This is a genomic window from Stieleria sp. JC731 (genome assembly GCF_020966635.1).
In the GTDB taxonomy this organism is placed as follows: Bacteria; Planctomycetota; Planctomycetia; order Pirellulales; family Pirellulaceae; genus Stieleria.
In genome coordinates this window covers 37,626-55,153 of the sequence record NZ_JAJKFQ010000003.1, presented here as the reverse complement: position 1 = coordinate 55,153, position 17,528 = coordinate 37,626, and the positions used below count along the sequence as shown (strand labels likewise).

11 protein-coding genes are annotated in these 17,528 nt (G+C 52.8%); 5 read left to right on the top strand and 6 right to left on the bottom strand.

Annotated features, from left to right (window positions below):
• The first annotated feature begins 171 nt into the window (after positions 1-171).
• The gene (locus LOC67_RS11000; RefSeq protein ID WP_230262650.1) at positions 172-5,463 is read left to right on the top strand and encodes a protein kinase domain-containing protein; all 5,292 of its coding nucleotides are present in this window, start codon (positions 172-174) and stop codon (positions 5,461-5,463) included.
• A 143-nt stretch (positions 5,464-5,606) separates the two neighbouring features.
• On the opposite strand, the gene LOC67_RS10995 is transcribed toward LOC67_RS11000, so the two are convergent.
• The 3 genes from LOC67_RS10995 to LOC67_RS10985 form a co-directional block, all read right to left on the bottom strand.
• Positions 5,607-7,052: a VWA-like domain-containing protein gene (locus LOC67_RS10995; RefSeq protein WP_230262649.1), complete on the bottom strand. Its 1,446-nt coding sequence runs from the start codon at positions 7,050-7,052 to the stop codon at positions 5,607-5,609.
• Positions 7,053-7,064: 12 nt separating this feature from the next.
• Positions 7,065-8,159 (bottom strand): AAA family ATPase, encoded by a 1,095-nt coding sequence (locus LOC67_RS10990; protein WP_230262648.1) that lies wholly within the window; start codon positions 8,157-8,159, stop codon positions 7,065-7,067.
• A 92-nt stretch (positions 8,160-8,251) separates the two neighbouring features.
• Positions 8,252-8,965, bottom strand: a complete 714-nt coding sequence (locus tag LOC67_RS10985; protein WP_230262647.1) for a hypothetical protein — start codon at positions 8,963-8,965, stop codon at positions 8,252-8,254.
• Positions 8,966-9,056: 91 nt separating this feature from the next.
• On the opposite strand from LOC67_RS10985, the gene LOC67_RS10980 reads away from it, so the two are divergent.
• The 4 genes from LOC67_RS10980 (at position 9,057) to LOC67_RS10965 (ending at position 12,851) form a co-directional block, all read left to right on the top strand.
• Positions 9,057-10,016, top strand: a complete 960-nt coding sequence (locus LOC67_RS10980; RefSeq protein ID WP_230262646.1) for an alpha/beta fold hydrolase — start codon at positions 9,057-9,059, stop codon at positions 10,014-10,016.
• Entirely contained in the window at positions 10,013-10,864 is an 852-nt protein-coding gene (locus LOC67_RS10975; protein WP_230262645.1) for a triphosphoribosyl-dephospho-CoA synthase, read from the top strand. Before LOC67_RS10980 ends, LOC67_RS10975 begins: the two co-directional genes overlap by 4 nt.
• Before the next feature lie 12 nt (positions 10,865-10,876).
• Positions 10,877-11,383: a 6-pyruvoyl trahydropterin synthase family protein gene (locus LOC67_RS10970; protein WP_230262644.1), complete on the top strand. Its 507-nt coding sequence runs from the start codon at positions 10,877-10,879 to the stop codon at positions 11,381-11,383.
• A gap of 121 nt (positions 11,384-11,504) precedes the next feature.
• A complete protein-coding gene (locus tag LOC67_RS10965) occupies positions 11,505-12,851 on the top strand; it encodes an SGNH/GDSL hydrolase family protein (RefSeq protein ID WP_230262643.1) in 1,347 nt (448 codons plus the stop codon).
• A gap of 73 nt (positions 12,852-12,924) precedes the next feature.
• Here LOC67_RS10965 and LOC67_RS10960 read toward each other — a convergent pair whose 3' ends face one another.
• The 3 genes from LOC67_RS10960 to LOC67_RS10950 all read right to left on the bottom strand — a co-directional run bounded on the left by LOC67_RS10960 (position 12,925) and on the right by LOC67_RS10950 (position 17,138).
• The gene (locus tag LOC67_RS10960; RefSeq protein WP_230262642.1) at positions 12,925-14,556 is read right to left on the bottom strand and encodes a Ppx/GppA phosphatase family protein; all 1,632 of its coding nucleotides are present in this window, start codon (positions 14,554-14,556) and stop codon (positions 12,925-12,927) included.
• Complete coding sequence (locus LOC67_RS10955) at positions 14,534-15,547, bottom strand: AAA family ATPase (RefSeq protein WP_230262641.1); 1,014 nt, start codon at positions 15,545-15,547, stop codon at positions 14,534-14,536. The genes LOC67_RS10960 and LOC67_RS10955 overlap by 23 nt, the downstream gene beginning before the upstream one ends.
• A 649-nt stretch (positions 15,548-16,196) precedes the next feature.
• Positions 16,197-17,138, bottom strand: coding sequence for a lipase family protein (locus tag LOC67_RS10950; RefSeq protein WP_230262640.1), 942 nt, complete (start codon positions 17,136-17,138; stop codon positions 16,197-16,199).
• Positions 17,139-17,528: the final 390 nt, after the last annotated feature.

Below are 17,528 nucleotides of genomic sequence, written 5' to 3'. Positions count from 1 at the left end.
ATCAAACTTAGGTTGCGGGGGTGGGGTGTCAAACAAGACACGTTGCCTTTTTGCAACATCGTCGATCCAATGGTCGTGTTAACTTGTAGGGACGCGATTGAAACAATCTGGACCTCCCGCCTTCCTTATCCGCATACTGTTGTTTTCAGCTCTCACATTTGATTACGTCTGATGACCAGTCCTCCACCTGTCGAATTCCAACCAGGAATGGAAATCGTCCCCGGATATACACTGATCGCCCCATTGGGCAGTGGAATGGCTGGGGACGTATGGCAGGCACAAGCAGCTGGCGGAATCAAGGTTGCACTTAAAATCGTTCGCTCCCTGAAAGACGTCGGAGGACGAAAGGAGCTCAAGGCGCTCAAAACCATTCGGGACGTTCACCACCCGAACCTCTGCCCGCTATTTGGGTTTTGGACCAAGGACGCCAGTGGTCGAATCTTGGCCGATGGCGAGACGGAAGAACTAACCCTGGATTCGGTCCATTCGGCTCCACCAAACCCATTTCCTGGGACCACAAATCAGCCTCCTTCACCGCCCGGCGCGTCTCAACCTTCGGATGCCGAAATTGGCGGAACGATGGCGATCGATCCAACCATGCACGGTTCTTTCGATCCGTCGTTTGGTCTGTCACCGGACTCTGCAATCAGCGAGCCACTGGAGTCTCCGGATAATCAACCGCCCAAGCGAAGAATCACTGCCGAGCAATTGATCGTCGTCATGGGGCTCGGTGACTGCACGCTCTATGACCGCTTGCGATACGTCCGCCAAGAAGCCGGGCTTCCGCCGTCGGACTTGGAAACTCCTTTGGGGATTGAACCGGAGGAAACGATTCGGTACTTGCGTGCGGCCGCTAGCGCGATCGACTTGCTCAACCACGAGCATGACGTCTACCACTTTGACATTAAACCGCAAAACATTTTATTGGTTGGTGGCGAAGCACAAGTCTGTGACTTTGGTCTGGCCAAAAAGATTGAACGTGATGTCCGCGCAACACAACAGACTCACGCGACACCCGCCTATGCATCGCCAGAGATTTTGGAAGGCGAGCACCTTTCGACCACATCAGGCGAAAACCTCTATGTCGACCAGTATTCACTCGCCGTCACCTACTACGAGTTGCGAACTGGGTTGCTTCCATTTGATGTGACAACCCATGCCAGCATGATCGCGGCAAAGTCAACGGGCAATCTTGACTTGACGGCGCTGACGCCGCCGGAACGGAAAGTCCTTCAAAAGGCACTGCAGCGTGATCCCAAGAAACGCTACCGTTCTTGCAGCGATATGATCACGGCACTGGCAGTCGCGTCAGGAGTCGAGAAAAGCGGCGGCATCACCGTCACTCGCATCCTGTCCACGATCGCCACACTTCTGCTAGTCTCGACAATCGGAGTCACCTCGTGGTGGTATTTTTTCCCTGAGAGCTTCTATAGCTTTGTTAATCAAGGTGAGATCAATACCGCTCGTGAATTGCTTGCCCGAACGCAAGCAAGCTACGACCGCACGGATCAACAGGCATTCGCCGAGTCGAGCTTCACGTTGATCAATGTGGTCTTAAGCGAAGCCGGTGATCTTGCATCCAGTGCGCCGGTTTCGCTGACTGAAAACAACGAGGTGGATTTGCGCACCAGTAGTCAACTGCTGTTTGCAAATGCGGCCGACCGTCTAGTCAACCGAGTTCATCAGACGCTGGCTGAAATCGAAGCGTCTGGAAAGTCGATTCGCAATTCTGACAAACGGTCTGCACTGCATGACTGTTTCCAAATGCTAAACGTCGATGCCGAATCACCGACCGAACAGCAGGCATCCGTCAAGCAATCGATCAACAATGGAATGCAGCAGTGGTCTGATTCCGAGAACGAAGAACTTATTGAATCCCATCGTCAGTTCAATCAACTGCTAGCCGCAGCGAATCTCCGCTGGAGACTTCTAGAGGATTCAGCAATCATTCGCGACGATATTCAAACCGTACGAACCGCGTTAGAAGAACAGTCGCCAACGTTTGATCAAGCCGATTCGTTAAGCACTCCGCTGTGTGCTTTACTCGTTGCTGTGGCGGATACCATTGGCCAACCGATTCAATCCTGGACCGTCAACGATTGGTTGGCTGATGACCTGAGGGCGGACTTCGCAAGAGCAGAAAAGCTAGTCGGACTCGACAGTGGGCTAGAACCTTACCTGTCACGCTGGTTAAAAATCCGCGATCAATACATTAGTGCCGTCGAACCGGTGGCGACCGGAGTTGTCACCAACTCCAATATCGCCAACTCAGTTTTAGATGAAGTCCGAAGCGACTTCCCTCTGCTAGAGACCGACCGTCTGATCGCTCGGCTCCGAGAATCGATTATTGACAACGACTGGTCGACCACGACAGCACTGCTGCAAAAACTGGATACCGCGTCCAATCTCGATGCCCCTCGAAAAACGTTGGTGAGCCTTGTTCACACGCTGAACCAGATTCGTGCTAAGCAAACGGCAATGCCAGAACTGCGTGTTGCTTTGGAAACCAGCGGGATCACGCTCGCCAATGTCAGGTCTTTAAATATTGGACCGGTCATCGAAAGTTTTATCCGTGCGACCAACGCAGAACTGCTCGCCAATTCATTCACGCCAAATCAGATCGATTTCAAGCGACAAGTCGAATCGCTACTCGCTATCGAAACACAGTTCGGTGTCCAGGTTTCTCCGGCCGCGTTTGCGGTTCCCTTGGCGGCCGCATTGATACTGCCCAGTGACGATGTGGTTTCGCGTAGCGGTGAAATCGCCCCAACGCTGCTTACCTGCATCGATCGAGTCAGTTCCAGCGAACGTTACCGCTGCTTGGCCGGCGCGTTGCGAATCGAGAGCATGATACGTGGCGGCGGTAAAAACCAACTCGCAGAGGCAAGCGATGCGATTGGCAATGGACAGTCATCCATACTAGACCTCGTTTCTAACGCATATCATCCGTTTCTGCAGTGCTGTGTCGCTGCGATCAATGGTGAGGCAACTGATCCTGGTAGCTCTACACTGCGAAATAAATCTCGTGTGGCAATTGAGCTTCTGGACAATTGGCGATTGAAAAACGGGGCCGACATGATGGCGCTAAAAGCAATCGAATTGTCCGACATTCGAAATGACGAAATTGCGAATCTACGATATCGCCCTGGAACAACGCAGGACGCAAAGCTTACACGAGCGTTCGACTATTTACGTGTCGGCAAACTTTTCAATGACCACATCCAAGACGAAGTTTCACTTCAGCTCGAATGCGAACGATTGATCCAATCGGTAGCCCTCAGTGCTGGCGATCCGGAAACAGTTCGAATACCAAATCGTCTTGGCCAGGCTTACCGATTGAATCTGCCTTCGCTCCCGGATTCCAGTCAACTGGACCTCGCAATTCACAGCGTCGCGATGAGCTACTTCCAAAGAGCATCCGACACAGAAGCCAAGAGGCTCATTGCCAATCAGTTGGTGTTCAAGCCAACCATCAAGCTTCTCAATCGTTTTGGCATGGAACAGTTCGGTCCCGATAAGGGAGAGTCGGTTACAAAATCCCATCTGCTGAAAAACGTGATCAAGCCCACCATCGAAACGGTATTGATCCCTCAAATGCATCTTGAGTCCAACGACATCATTCCGAAGCCGTCATCCGGACCAACGACTGATGCTGACATCACCAAACTATTCTGCAAGCTGACATCAACGGTCTACACCGACCAAACCGTTGTCAAGCTTTACGAGGATGATCCCGATCAACGACTTCGAATCCTCATTGCGACCACGTTTTTGAGTTTAGAAGATCCACAATTTGATCCGGATCATCGCAGTGAATACCTGAACCGCATCGCTCAAGCTTTCTTCGCAATGGAAAAGCGAGACGGAGAGTCCATGCTTCGGTTTGCAAATCGATCCGCAGCAATGGGTGCGACTCCGGTCATGGAATCTCGCTGGCGTGCCGATGCCTACCGGTTAATCGGAGATGCGACCAATGACCCGGCCGAAAAATCGGACCATTTCGCGATGGCACGATCGCTCTATCAACAGGCTGTGAATCGAATCGCTACGGCTGAAAACATGACGGTGCGATCGAAAGCTCAACGTTTCGAAGCTTTGGTCGATGCCGCTGCGATCGGTGTCCGACTCGCCTATCTATCGGACGATGTTGCAATCAAGCTGCCGATACTGAAGTCATCTTTCGAAGAAATTACCGCCGCCTTAGATAGCTACGAACCAAATCTAAGCGAATTCGTTACCTGGACACTTGCCGGAACTTGGACCACGAAAGGAAACATTTGCGAAGACATCGCTTTCTACTGTTCCGCCGGCGACACAGAAGAGGAAGTCGAACGCCGAAAGCGGTTCTTTGACTTGACGGTCGAAGCGTTTCAGAAAGCGATGGACACCGGCCAGAAGGATCTAAAAGCGCAGTTCTCGCTGGGGCGAGCACTATTTCGACGCGCCAGCTTTTACACCGGCAGTGAAAAACAAGCGATTCTGGATCAGGCGGCCGATGCCTTTGACGTGCCACCCACCGACCAGCAATTCGACGAGGACCGATTTATTGCGGCCGAATGGTTGGTCTGGAAAATGCAAATCGAGCAAGCTCGCGGCAACAGCAGCGATGCGTTGCGAATGGCCGAACAGATTATGGACTTAGTCGCATCGAGCGAACTTGCCGATCATCCCGGCCGAGTCCATTTGCTATGGGGAACAATTTTGGTTCTCGGCGAGAACGCGCGGTTTTCTCAATCAATCGAAGGTCTAAAGCGTTGCGGTGATGCGGGTACAGCGTCGGAGTTTCTGCGAACGATGGGGACGCTCACCGATTTGGTGACCCGTTCGGAAGACCCAAAACTTTTCACATATGTGATCGAAACGATCGTAGGGCGACGGCCAAAACTTCCGCAATTCTCCGAAGAGTCACAGGAAGCTGTTCAGCTTTCCAAAATCTCAACACGAGCGATCTTCGAACTCAGTGAACGACTTGCGATGTCTCAGCAATCGTCGATCTCGAACACCAAGGTTGCAGACCTTCAGGACGGTGCCCGGCTGCTACTCAACCATTTGCAGCCACAATCGCAAGGTGAAACCCGGCAACTGGCGCAGCTTCTCGATGACGCGCAGCGGATCCTTTCCAATCGCAACGAACGCCAAGCGATTGAACTCGCCTATCGATTCGCGAGACTGGTCCGTGATACCGATTCGCTTTCACCGTTTTTGAAGTCTCGTGCAAACGCTATCGCCATGTATAGCTTGATGTTCTGGGAACGCTCTGCCCTTGAGTCGGTGAAAGATCTCGATACCGTCGAAGGAATGCTTCAGGTCAAAGAAAAATACCAAGACGAGTTCGACGCCGAACGCAGCGAGACTCTCATTGCCTGTTTGAAAACGTCAGCGAAGTTAGCATCGTCCCAGGATCCCAAAACAGCCGAGGCAGCTCAAAAGGCGATTGAAATGATCAAAGCAATAACGGAATAGTTTCTGTGGTCGACAATTCGTTATGCCGTTCACCTTTTGCGTCCGTTCATCGCACGGTGGCGTAGCGAGATGTTGATCTTCAGCCCTGATCTCTCAAAAATTGGCTCCCCGTTCCACAATATCAGCGGGATAGAACACGACCTTCACGGCGTGAATGGCGACAATGATTGGCGTGGCTTTGAGCGTTCGGAGTGAATATACGCCGACTTTCCGAACCCTTTCAGTGCCGCGTTCATTTTTTGGTAGGTGTGTTCATCACGAAATAGCCATAGCACCTTGGTTCGAGCGTTCTGCGGTTTTTGAGGCACCGGTGCATAGCCATCGGTGAAAATGATCAGCCCGTCATAGTTTGGATGTTGATCGATGTAATCCATCACGGGCTGGAAATTTGTGCCACCACGGCCAGTGATTTCAAATTGCCGTCGTGCCCGCCGAATCGTGACTGCTTCGGACCGCAGCTCCTCATCAAACCACAAGACATCGACCGATTCGACACCGTATCGAAAGAATTTGCCGACAACCGAAAATCCTAGTTGCAAATCGGAACGGCTCATCGAACCGGAAACGTCGACGGCAAATAGAAGCTTCGTTGTCACGTCATACCGGCTTCCCATTTGGGCGAATCCATAACGCCGGCTCGGTTTCATTCGTGTCAATCGACGTCTAACAGAAAGCACATTTTGGCGGAACAGTCGCAAAACTCCGCGATAATCCATCACAGGGTTTAAAGTCGCGAGCAATTGCTCCTTGGCCGATCCGCCGATACTTCCCCAGCCACTTGTCTCGGCGGCTTCGCGCACCGCCGCGTTGATCTCGTCTTTAAGAAGTTCGTCGCTATCCCATTGGGCAGCATTTTCGGTTCCGACTTGCTCCGCATCTGCATACCGTTGAAGAGGAACAGATCCCTTCTCGGTACCGTCAGAACTTCCTGACTCGGATTCAGGACTCGAGGAATCGGCATCCGTGGCGTCGTTGGTTTTGTCCCGTTGACTGAGATCTAGTTCAGCATCCGAGTTTGCTTCATCTTCTGAAGCCTGTGTTAAGTCCGTGGCCGGATCGCTTGAGTCGTTCGTGGAAGCCTCATCACGATCATTATTTTGAAGTTTATCTTCGCGTTGCTCTGGGGGCTGCTCGTCCGGCTCATCCTTCTGCTGCCGCTCGAACAATTCACGGTAGTAAAATTCGAAATATTGGTCACTGAATTCGTCAGAACCGAATATGTCTTTGGCGCGAGGGATCGGCAAGTTCGTTCGAACACATTCCTGCACAGTTAGGTTGCTCGCCATATACGACAAGTCCGGATTCGGCTTACGCCTTTCATAAGGATGTCCCAACAGAATCCGCATCGCTTCAAATGTCAAAACCTCGCGCAGCTGATCGCGACGAAGGGATAAGATGAACATCGGATTGAATTCAACTTTTCCTCTCGCGACACGAACCGTTTCAATGTGTGGCTGGGGCTGCACATCATGGATCGTCCATGCGGCAAATAAGAGCGGCTCGGTAAGGAACCACGTCTCGACCACCTGAGTGATCCTTTCCCGTGCCGTTAAACGCGCAAACGATTTGTTGGAAGCTTGTGAATTCATGGCAATCCTAAATCAGTCGATTCGGATACCTTCCATGTAGCTGGTCAGAAGTTCGGTCAGTTCTAGTGACTCTGAAACAAATCCCATGACCGGTTCAAACTTTGGTTTATCTAACATCGCGACAAAATGAGCAACGGCTTCATCAAGCTTGCGTTTCCGCAATAATTTCAAGTAGCCCAAGAGTCCGTTTCTGGCTTTATCGAGATGTTTCGCGGGACATTTGTCTGTACAAATCCACAACAAAACTTGCTCATTCAACAATAGAAGCTCTGCCAGTCCGAGCGAGTTGAGCACCTTGCGGTGTTTCGAAAGCTCCAGCAAGACATCGGCCGGCGTGACTGGCAACTGTGTGGCAAGACTTTTGCGAAATGCTGTCGCCGCGGCCGAACCGACAATTCCAGCGATCAATTTACAATGGCGGTCTGTGACGCCCTGGATTGGTTTCACAAGATCACTGACACGTTTCCATGATCGACGGTCCGGGGTCTTCACGAGTCCCGATAGTGTCTCGATTGATGCTCCGCCCTCGTTCAGCCCAGCGCCATCTAGGAACTGAGGTTGTTGCTGTATGAATTGAATAACGCGATGATCGACATCTGCGTTCTCGGCCCAGACCAACCAATCCTCCACAGTCGGCGCGAACTCGTAAAGATTAAAACGCGACACCAGGGCTGGATCGAGATCGGTTAATTGGTATTCGTCGCCATCGTTTACCGCCGACACAATGACGCTTCCTTCGGGAAGCTTTTTGCCAGCGAGAGTCTTGTTCAGCGCCAGTTCCATGACCGCCTGAAGGATCTCCGGCCGCGCTCGGTTAAGCTCATCTAGGAACAACGCGATGGGCTTGCCATCGGCAGGCCACCAGTAGGGCGGCAAGAACTCACTTCGGCCCGTGCTTTCGTCCTTGTGCAGCAAACCGATTAAATCCCCCGGGTCGCTCATCTGCCCAAGGAAGAAAGAGATCACCGGGATCCCGCGTGATGCGTAGAAACTTGTGATCATCTCACTCTTGCCAATCCCATGCCGTCCGACAAGCATGACATTTTGAGTCGAAGGCGTTAGCTCCAGCAATTCGGTGAGCTCGCTTGCATCGATGCGTACCGGCAATGTTATCTCCTCAACACTCGTTGCATTCTTTCATTAGCGTGCAGGTCAAAGACGGCACTGTTGACCATCTAGGTTTCCATACACGCTTGCATTTACAAACTCTCGTGATCGACCCATTCAAGATCCCACGGAAGGCGACTGACAGGTTGCATTTTAAATCGCAAGCCTTCGGAATACAGTTGTCGCAAATCTTGGATCGTTGTCTTCAAGCGTGGCATCACTTTCTCGAACTGCTTGAACGGCACATGCATTTCGATCATTTCATGGGACGCCAATTTGACGAATAGTTTTACTTTTACCGTGTCCTGCGTGGCTGCGAAATCAAACCCTTCCTCTTTGGCGATTTTTCGAATCTGAGCCAAGATGGCTTTTGATTTAAATTGCCGGACTTTCTCACGTTTCTGTGCGGACGCTTTTTGCCTCGCGTAACGCTGGTGGACGTGCCGAACGAATTGTTTAATCTCGTCAACATCACTGACGGTGGTCTTTACTTGGCTGGTACCGACATGCCCGCAATAGGAATGCAGCGTCAGGTGCCATTCCTCGTCGTATTGCAAGCGAAATTCTTCGCTTCGCCAATGGCTGCGATCGGATTCTGGTTCTGGGATCGTGAATCGACATAGCGTCCGTGAGCGCGAATCTTTGTCTCCAGGGTGCTTGGTACGATTGCAGCCTTCGATTCCATCAACCACTGCCTGCCAATGCCGAATTGCCCCATGCAGGTTCGATCGGTCAATCAGAATCGGGGCTTCACCGCTAAAGTCTTCGCGAAATAACTTCCGGATGCTGGCTAGGGTCAGCTTCACAAGATTAAAACGGGTGGGAGTTAGCGTCGTCCGAGAGACCAAACACGGAATTTTCTAGGCTTTTTAGCTGTTCCGCACGGTAATGTACGAAATGCGTTGCCCCTGTCGACTTCCCGATCGACAAGAAACCGGCAACACTATCGAAATGCAACAGTTGACCAATCAATTCGATGTTCCGGTTTCCCGTTTTAAGGCGGGCCCCTATTCACTCGCCTACCGCGACCGAGGGGATCAGTCCCAGCAGGCGGAAGTCAGCACGATTTTATGCGTGCATGGCAATCCGACCTGGAGCTACTACTACCGAAACATCTTCCAACGATTTTCATCGCAATATCGCGTCGTCGCGGTTGACCACATCGGCTGTGGTGACAGCGACAAACCTTCGCAGGTTGATTTCACCTATCGACTGGCCGACCATCAGCAGAACCTTGCCGATCTGATCGAGCATTTGGATTTGCAGAATGTGATGCTGCTAGCACACGACTGGGGTGGAGCAATCGGATTGGGCGCGCTACTGAAATGCCGTGAACGGTTTTCTGCAATCACGTTGCTTAACACCGGAGCGTTCCCGCCACCTTACGTCCCATGGCGGATCGCCGCATGCCGCATCCCGTTTTTCGGAACGCTAGGGGTGCGTGGCATGAACTTGTTTGCTCGTGCCGCGATCACGATGGCTATGGACCGCAACAAGCTCGATCCCGAAGTCGCCGCAGGACTGCTGCGCCCATACAACAGTTGGCAGAACCGCGTTGCGATTGATGCCTTCGTTCGCGACATCCCGATGAGCTCTTCTCATCCGACATTTCAGACGCTTTCCGAACTAGAAGCTTCCCTTGCTGACCTAACCGACATTCCGGCACAACTGGTTTGGGGAATGAAAGACTGGTGCTTCCGACCGGATTGTTTGCATCGGTTTCAGAAAGCTTGGCCACATGCCCGCTCGGTAGAGATCCCCGATGCAGGCCACTACGTTCTCGAAGACGCGCCGGAGGAGGTTCTCTCCGCAATCGAGACGTTTCTGAGCGATATAGCGACTGACAACAAGTCGTGATTAGCGCGATTGAATCATTGCGTTGGCGCTGTCCAACACCGGCGGATGCCGTCTTGTGGGCGTGCATCTTGGAAGCGACCGCGCCAAAGGCCGGGAACGTCTACCCTGGAAAGAGTTTTCACGATCTTTCCTACAACGACTTTGTTTCCGCGGCACATCTCACAGCCGAACAGTTCCGCAGCCCCGATGCTCGCTTCAGTTGTGACGTGCTGAGTGCGGTACGGAGTGTCTCGAATCAGATCGGTACCAACGTCAACCTCGGAATCCTTTTGTTGATCGCCCCTTTAGTCAAGATCGATCAACAGTCCAAGCTCACCAAGGACGTCAACTCGACGTCGCTGGCGATTTCAGAACTTCTGGAACAGCTCGATAGCGAAGACGCTAGCCACTTGTATTCTGCGATCAATCAAGCGCATCCAGGAGGGATGGGAAATGTCGATGACATGGATCTCGCCGATTCGCCACCACCGGATTTCATGTCAGCGATGCGTTCGGCGCGAGCCCGCGATCAAATCGCGGAAAACTACAGCGATGGATTTCAAGATTTGCTCCAAGTCGTCGCGCCAACCATTGAAACGTGTATAGGCGATTCCGGCGACGTATTGACCGGTATCTCTCGTGCACATCTGGTATTACTAAGACGACGCCCAGATTCGCTGATCGCTCGAAAATTTGGCGATCAAGTCGCGCTGCAAGTCATGACAAAAGCGGACTTCGATCACAATGACGCCAAAGCTTGCGAACAGTTTGACAACTTCCTCCGCACCAGTCATCCAAAGCCTCTCAATCCAGGAACGACGGCGGACCTGATTGCCGCCGGACTCTATTTCCTCCTTCGCTGTCAGTAGAGCTACTTTTTTATGTCCAACAACGGTGCGACCTTTCGAGTTGATGTTACGAAAGAGCAATTTGTTTTCTCTGCAGCACACTTCATCACCTTCGCCGGCGATATTTGCGAACGACTGCATGGTCACAACTATGGCGTCCGTGCCAGCGTCGAAGGACCTTTGGATGAGAACCGCTATGTTGTGGACTTTATCGCGTTGCGTGATGCGGTTTTAGAGCAAACGTTGCTGCTGGATCATCACGTCATTCTGCCGACCGATCACGCGGAAATCAAAATTGAGTCCGACGAAAAAGAAACAACAGCTCGATTCCGCGATCGCCGCTGGGTGTTCCCCAATGAAGACTGCGTGATGTTGCCCGTGATAAACACGACCGCTGAAGAAATCGCGCGTGTCATCGCCGAACGCGTCCGCGATAAAACACGAGCGAAATTCGGTGACCATTTGAGCTGGATTGAGGTCGCTGTCGACGAAAACAACGGCCAATGGGGCGTCTGTCGACTACCATGGAACCCAGCCTAGCTGCCACTTCACGTGGCGTAGCAACCATCTAGCAAAGCGGTGCAACAGATACCCATGCATCGTTGTGAGGATCATCCCCACCTATCCCCTACCTTCCTCATCTTTCCCGCCAGACTTATCAATGCGATCGATTTCAGCCCTTCTGCTCGTTTGCGCTACGCTGACTGCAGCTGCGCAGGATGTATCACCGCAAACGCTGCCTTTGCCCGTTTTAGGCCCGTATGAATACGAGGCAAAACCCGAGGGCGAGGCTTTTGTCAAACTGAACCCTCGCAAGGCACCAGAGCCCGGTGCAATGCTGCTTCGCTCTGGTGACCGATTGGCCATCGTCGGAGATTCGATCACCGAACAGCGGATGTATTCTAGGTTGATCGAGACTTACTTGACCGCTTGCATGCCTGACTTGAACGTGTCGGTACGGCAGTATGGATGGAGCGGCGAAAAGACCGATGGTTTCCTTCGGCGGATGGATAACGATTGTCTGCGTTTTGATCCCACCATCGCCACGCTATGCTACGGCATGAACGATGCTAGATATCGACCATTCGATATCACCAACGGGAAGTGGTACGAGGATCACTATACCGCGATCGTGCGAAAACTGAAAAACGCTGGTGCCAAAGTCGTTGTCGGTTCGCCAGGATGCAGCGGCAAATTGGCGACCTGGGTTCAATCACGATCCGGAACTCTTGAAGAACACAACCAGCATCTCTGTGCACTGCGTGATATCGCGATGGGTGTTGCTCAGCGCGAACAAGTCGCCTTCGCGGACGTCTTTTGGCCGATGTACAAAGCTCGCGTTGCGGCTCCCGGACTTTACCTTGGCGACGGTTCACAACCCTACGAAATCGTTGGCCGAGATGGTATTCACCCAGACTGGGCCGGACATGCAATCATGGCCTACGCCTTCCTGACCTCGCTAGGCCTCGACGGTGACTTGGGAACGATCTCGGTCAATCTAGAAAACCAATCAGGCAAAGGTGAAGGTGGTCACCATGTCGAGCGCGTCAACCATGGCGAAATCCATGTCACGAGCGAGCGATACTGCTTCTGTGCCCCTGGCCCGATCGACCGAGATGATTCGGTACGCTCAGGCATGACGTTTGTTCCGTTTGATGAAAAGTTGAACCGTTTGACACTGAAAGTCACAGGAGTCCATGGGATCGCCACAATTACGTGGGGCGGCGCATCGAAAACCTTTTCGGCTCGTCAATTGGCCGATGGTATCAATTTGGCGGCGGAATTTACGGACAACCCATTTTGCGATGCATTTGCGAGAGTCGACGATGCGGTTGCGGCAAAGCAGGAATATGAAACGAAGCAGATCAAACAGATCTTTCATGGGCGGCAGGGCCGCGACAACATGGAAAAGGCCGTCAAGGATTCAGAACAAGAACGCGAACCGTTGGTAGCGGCAGTTCACGCCGCCATGAAGCCTGTCAAACACGTAATCAAAATCGAAAACTGATTGCCAGGTTAGGCCAAGACGATTTCAGGAACTCAGGGCAATGCAATGCGAAACGTCTTGCAACAATATTGCATCAGCCATTCACGCGAAGCATAACAGGAAGTCCGTAGACATCGCGAAACAAGCCCGCTTGTTGCTTCATCGCGATCTGTTCCAGTGAGACGTCGTTAACACCAGGAATCTCGATAATCAGGCGATTACTATCGACCTTGCAATCGATCTCGCGAATTCGACTGGTCCTGGTATCGTCTAGTGCGGCAGCAATTCGCAAGATCGCTGCCAACTTGCTTACCATGACGCGGTGTTCGCGATCGAGCGACATGTATTCCGCGTGCGTTGGCTGCGGTGTCGCGCGCCGGTAGTATCGAGCGACCAAAGCGACTTCGACCAGTTCCGACTGCGACAACCCGAATAGCTCGCTGTGCCGGATAATATAAAGCGAATGCTTGTGGTGCCCTCGGACATTGATCTGCATCCCGATTTCATGCAGTAGCGCCGCGACATACAAAATGACTTCGTGTCGATTGTCCAATCGATGCTGCGACTGTAGCTGATAAAACAGCTTTCGCGACAATTCGGCAACACTGCGGGCGTGCATCTCGTCGAAATGAAAACGACGTCCAAGTGAAAGCGCCGAACGGATAATTTGGTTCCGGAATTCCGCCGTCCAGCGACCACCGGAGGCCATGTCCTTTAGCAGGCCATCTCGCATGTTCGTATCGCTAACATAGATACGATCAAGCGAGAAATGTCTCGCGACAGCTGAATACGCTAGCAGAGCCGGTCCAAGTGTTTGGGCTTCGATGAACGTGGCATCGTATTTCTTGACGATTTCTTCCTCGTCCAGCGTTAGCACTTCGTCAGTCAGCTCAGCGAGTCGTTCGACCGAAACGCTAGCCAAGTCGCCACCGAGCGATTCGTGTCCGAGCAGACGTGTTGCTAGACGAATGTCACCACCGACAGCTACCAAGTTCAATTGAGATTCCGAACGAACCAACTCGTTTAACTGGGTCAGCATACGGTTGATATGGTTTTCCAGCAGTGCACGTCTTCGTTTCGCCCCCGCTCGCGCAAGGTCGATCGTCTGCAACATTCGAATCGATCCTAGACGATACGAATGGCTGGCCAAGACGTTGCCGCTGCGAACAACAAGGACTTCCGTGCTGCCGCCGCCGATCTCGAGCACCATCGCCTTGCCATTGGAAAGTTCCTCATCGGCAAGCAGCTGCGGCGTAATTCCCATGTAGGTGATGCGATTGACTTCCGCTTCGTCAATTGGCTCGACGTGCAAGCCCGTCACCATGTAAACCCGGTCGGCAAAAGCCAAGCGGTTTGATGCCTCCCGAACAGCACTGGTTGCGACCACGCGTACCGCAGAAGGCTGGTCGATACCGTACTCCAATAAGATCCGTTGGTACTGGCGCAAAACACGGACAACGCGTTCGATACTGCGTCTGGAAAGCCGCCGTGTTTCGAACGTCTCTTTCCCCAATGGCACCGGCTGAATTAGCTGATCCAGTTTTCGAACTTCACCGCTCGGATGGATCTCGGCGATCGCCATTCGAATCGCGGACGCGCCAATATCGATGACCGCGACGGGGCGGGGCGGCGGTTGCTTCACGTCCACCGTGCCTTTCACAGTGGTCGTGGATGCACCTGATGCTGGATTTGCTCTCGAAATATCAGACATTGAAATCGTCGTCATCCTCGTCATCATCGTCCCGATCAGGGTGCATCGGATCATCTCGATCGAAGAACAGGTCGGCTAAACCGAGTGGAACTGCATCGCCACCGAGCGTGCGACTTTTCCGCTGGGATAGCTTTTCGAGATCCAATGCTTCATTCCCAAGGCACTTTTCCAACGCTTCCTGCCAAGCTTGATCACGGCTGACTGGATGCGTCGGATCTTGCGAAATGCGTTTGAGCGCGTAGCGGAGCAAGTTGATGCCGTCGCGCGGTGAGAACTCCAATTTCAATTGGTGTGACCGCTGCAAAAACTCAACCGTCATCGCCAACATCTCCGCTTCGGCAAACGGCAGATGGTATTGCAAGATTGCCATCTCGTCCTGCTTGTTCGGGAACCCAACCGGCAGTGTCGGTTGCAATCGGCTCATGATGTAGTCGGGGATTTCGAACGTCGACTCATCCTGGTTCATCGTCACTGCCGCACGGAATTCCGAATGTGCGTTGATCGTGATCCCCGCCACAATCGACTCGACGTATCGTCGGTGATCAAACAGCGGTGCTAACGAAGCCCAAGACTTTTCATTCATCCTGTTGCCTTCGTCCAGCACACAAACGCCGCCGCAGATCATCGCGGTGACCAACGGTGATGCGTGGTAAGCGATTTCGCCTTTTTGGCTGAGCACCGGAGTGACGAGCAAATCTTCGGGTCGCGTATCCGCCGTGCATTGATAAATAAACAGCGGGCGTCCTTGAGCTTTCGCCGCCGCGATCGCCAGTTGTGTTTTTCCAACACCGGGTGCGCCAACCAACCGCGGCGTTAGTGGGAGGTCAGCTTTGTCGATGGAAATCCAGCACGCCAACAGCTGTTCAAGGATCTCGCCCTGACCGATCCATTTCGCATCGTCGCGAAACGGCTTCGCCAGCTTCAATCGAATTCCGTCAATCTCGACATGCGTCGGAATTGAATCGGTTTGTCCTTCTTCGTTCGGTTGATCGCTTTCTTGTGACATCAGGTTCTGGCAAATTGACTAGCCGATCGGGACGCGGAGTCCAGCGATGCTGAACTAACGCGAGTTTTGGTAAGTTCTCCCAGCACATTCGGTCTGTCTTCGTGAACACGGTTTGAACCATGCGGCATCCGCTGCCGTTCCACGTTGACCTACCTGGTTAACTTGCCTGGGATTATTACTTCACTGCAAATGCCGATCCGCCAGTGGGGCGTCTACTTCAACAATGCACTTGGCTTATTTGCTACGACATTGTAGGCGAGAATGGCAAGGAACAGTGAGCGGGGACACGCGGGCTGGAGCGTCAGAAAACGAATTTTGACGCGTTGGAGGTAATGATTGAAGTGAACGACAATTGACCAACCGCCCAGCGAAAAAGTCAAACGGCAATGACAAGCGGATCTTGTTCGAAACGACAGCGTCTTTGGCCGATCACCGCGGCAAATGCGAAACCCAAAGCGTCCGAACTTCAATGCTGGACAATCCGGCAGGCTCAGGCCTACGGGCCCTGGCGGTACAGACCTCTGAGCCCAGATATTTTGCCGATATCCAATTGCCGTCTTTCACTACATGGACGCATCGTTCTTTCACGCTTGGCTTGAGGAGTCAAAAGTGACATCATCTGAGCCCCAACCGAAGAATTAACAATCCGCTACAAGTGCTGTTCTTCAGTATCAGCGTACGCGGCCGCGGGCTTGCAAGTGCCTCCGACGGCAATTTCATCATCTTCTTTTTGCACCGCGACAATCAATGCATCGATGTAGCGATGGATGGAGTGATCGGAAAAATGATCAATCTTCCAACGCTTTAGTGAGCGAATGAACCCCCGCCATTTGTCGCGTCGTTTAGAAACGACTCCCAACTTCCGAATTCGACCATTGTGATCAAAGTAGACTTCGGAACCGCTGTGTCGGTACCCCAACAAACTAGGGGGAACACGCGTCACGATGTCGTTGTTGTTAACGTATCGATAGTGATCTAGTTGGACGTAGTTGATGTAACGCTTGTCGCCAACGCGTGGGCTTCCGAACGTAAACAGCTCTTCTGGGCTGCTGGCAATGTGCGAAAGAAAACACCGACCGGCTGATATCGTCGCCATCGCTCCACCGAGCGAGTGACCACAAAAGTAGAGCGGTTGCCGATTATCCAGCAAAGCTGTTTCGATCATCGGCCATAGGTCATCCACCTCTCTTTTAAAGCCGCGATGCACGCGTCCAACAGTTTCCGCAAGCACGCTGGCGGCATTCGCGTCGGCCTTGATATCGTTCCATTCCGTTGGCTCCGTTCCACGGCAAGCGATCACGCAATCGTGTTCGTTGCGGAACCGATAGGCTTGCGAGCCATCACGGTCATACATCGTTACATCATCAAAACCGACGACAGATGCTGCCGCTCTCGCTTCGGCATCGTCGTTGTATGCGATCATCGATAGTTCGGCGAAGAGCAAACTGCGACGCAGAAAGCTCAGCTCCGCGATCGGACCGTCAAGTTTCGAATGCAGCACCAAAGGCTGCTCGCCAACTTCGTGCACCACGTTGCCATCGACAGAGATCTGTTGATGCAACGATAGTCGATCCTTCGTTTTCTCGGCCACGCAAGTTCTCCAGATCCGCAAAGGTCGGACGTGGGGCTAACACCACTCAACGAACCACCATTACAAAGGATCAAAGCCGATTTCACAATGAGGGCAAAGGTGGGGAAGGGGATTCGATGATGAGGCGGAGTCGGGAGAATCGGCACGACGAAGCGCGCCGGGGACTCTGGGGTCGCACCAATCGTACCCATCACGGTCCCCGTGATGCACGCAGCTGTCTCCGATGAGCTGCGAAACCGGTCGGCACGGCGGAGCGTGCCGGGTACTTTGGGGGCACTCTAATCGTACCCATCACGTTCCCCGTGATGCCGGGCGTTGGTTCGTTGGGGTGGGACACCGGTGCGTCACGACGGAGCGTGACGGGTACTTTTGGGACGCACCAATCGTACC